Source organism: uncultured Amaricoccus sp. (assembly GCF_937858865.1).
In the GTDB taxonomy this organism is placed as follows: domain Bacteria; phylum Pseudomonadota; class Alphaproteobacteria; order Rhodobacterales; family Rhodobacteraceae; genus Amaricoccus.
Genome location: NZ_CALLYO010000495.1, coordinates 1 through 2,005, shown reverse-complemented (window position 1 = coordinate 2,005; position 2,005 = coordinate 1). Strand labels below are relative to the sequence as shown.

Below are 2,005 nucleotides of genomic sequence, written 5' to 3'. Positions count from 1 at the left end.
GTGGAGCTGCTGAAATCGACGCAGATCCTGATCACCCGCCTGCAGGAGCCGCTGTTCCTGCTGATGATCTGCGGCCTCTTCTACTTCCTCATCAGCTTCCCCGTCGCCCGTTTCGGCGGGTATCTGGAGAAACGGTGGTCCAATGATTGAGATCGAGAACGTCCGCAAGTCGTTCGGCGCCCTGGAGGTTCTCAAGGGGATCAACCTCACCGTCAGCAAGGGCGAGGTCCTCACCGTCATCGGCGGGTCGGGCTCGGGCAAGTCGACGCTGCTGACCTGCATCAACGGGCTGGAGCCGATCGACTCGGGCAGGATCCTGGTGGACGGGACCGAGGTGCATGCCAGATCGACGGACCTCAACAAGCTTCGCACCAAGATCGGAATCGTCTTCCAGCAGTGGAACGCCTTCCCGCACCTGACCGTGCTCGAGAACGTCATGCTGGCGCCGCGGAAGGTGCTCCGGATGCCGAAGGCGAAGGCGGAGGAGGTGGCGGTGAAGCAGCTCCGCCACGTCGGGCTCGGCGAGAAGCTCGGGGTCTATCCGAGCCGGATGTCGGGCGGCCAGCAGCAGCGCATGGCGATCGCGCGCGCGCTCGCCATGTCGCCGTCCTACATGCTCTTCGACGAGGTGACCTCGGCGCTCGACCCGATGCTGGTGGGCGAGGTCCTCGACACGCTCAGGATGCTCGCGTCGGAGGGGATGACGATGATCTGCGTGACGCACGAGATGAAGTTTGCGCGGGAAGTGTCGGACCGGGTCGCCTTCTTCCACCAAGGCGTCATAGCAGAGATCGCGCCGCCGGATCAGCTCTTCTCGGCGCCGCAGAACCCCGAGACGCAGAAGTTCCTCGCGGCGACGCATTAGGGGCGGAATGTGGCACCGGCCGATGGAGCAGGCGCCCGGGCCGCGGGCGAGGCGCGGCGCGTCCTGGGCGGAACCGCCAACGGGCGGGTGATCGCCTCGGAGGCGCTGAGCTTCTGGGGCGGGGTCGATCCGGCCACCGGCAAGGTGATCGACGTCCATCACCCGCTCTGCGGGACGAGCCTCGCGGGCCGCATCCTGTTGATGCCGACGAGCCGGGGCTCCTGCACCGGATCGGGCGTGCTGCTCGATCTCGTGCTCAACGGCCGGGCGCCGGCGGCGTTGGTCTTCTCCGAGCCGGAGGACGTGCTGACCCTCGGCGCGCTGATCGCCGCCGAGATCTTCGGCCGGCCACTTCCGGTGCTGCGGGTGCCAGCGGACGTCTTCGCCGCCCTGTCCCGGGCGGAGACGGCGGAGATCTCGGCTGGCGCGATCACGGCCGGGGGGCTGACAGTGCCGATCGCGGCCGGCGGGGCGTCGGCCCTCGACCTCACGCCGGACGACCGCGCCATGCTTGAGGGGAGGGATGGCGCCGCGGTTGCGCAGGCCATGCGGATCATCTGCGCCATGGCCGCGCAGCAGGGGGCGGAGCGCTTGGTCGACGTGACGCGGGTGCATGTCGACGGCTGTATTTATGCCAGCCCGGCCAATCTCGTCTTCGCCGAGAGGATGGCCGAGATGGGCGCGCGGGTTCGGGTGCCGACGACGATGAACGCCATCTCCGTCGACCGGGAGAACTGGCAGGCGCAGGGCGTTCCGCCGGCATTCGGCACGGCCGCCGCGCGCCTCGCCGACGCCTATGTGCGCATGGGGTGCCGGCCGACCTTCACCTGCTCGCCCTATCTTCTCGACGACGCGCCCCGGGCGGGCGAGGTCATCGCCTGGGCCGAGTCGAACGCCGTGGTCTTTGCCAACTCGGTGCTCGGCGCGCGGACGGCGAAGCATCCCGATTTCCTCGATCTCTGCATCGCGCTCACCGGACGGGCGCCGCTCGCCGGGGTGTATCTCGACCGGCACCGCAAGGCGCGGCGCATCCTCGAGGTGGAGCTGCCGCGGGGGATCGACGACGCCTTCTGGCCGCTCGTCGGCTATCTGGCGGGCGAGAAGTCGCCCGATCGCATCCCGCTCCTGCGCGGGCTGTCG

At 69.0% G+C, this 2,005-nt stretch carries 2 protein-coding genes; both read left to right on the top strand.

Features of this window, described 5'->3' with window-relative positions; genetic code table 11:
* Positions 1–142 precede the first annotated feature (142 nt).
* On the top strand, positions 143–865 hold the full coding sequence (locus Q0112_RS14550) for an amino acid ABC transporter ATP-binding protein (RefSeq protein ID WP_297976498.1): 723 nt from the start codon (positions 143–145) through the stop codon (positions 863–865).
* Positions 866–874: 9 nt separating this feature from the next.
* Positions 875–2,005: aconitase X (locus Q0112_RS14545; protein ID WP_297976496.1), on the top strand; the 1,131-nt coding region annotated here is incomplete at its 3' end.

Excerpts from the sequence above, each read along its gene's own strand:
- Q0112_RS14550 (WP_297976498.1), top strand. The coding sequence starts at position 143 with ATGATTGAGATCGAGAACGTCCGCAAGTCGTTCGGCGCCCTGGAGGTT.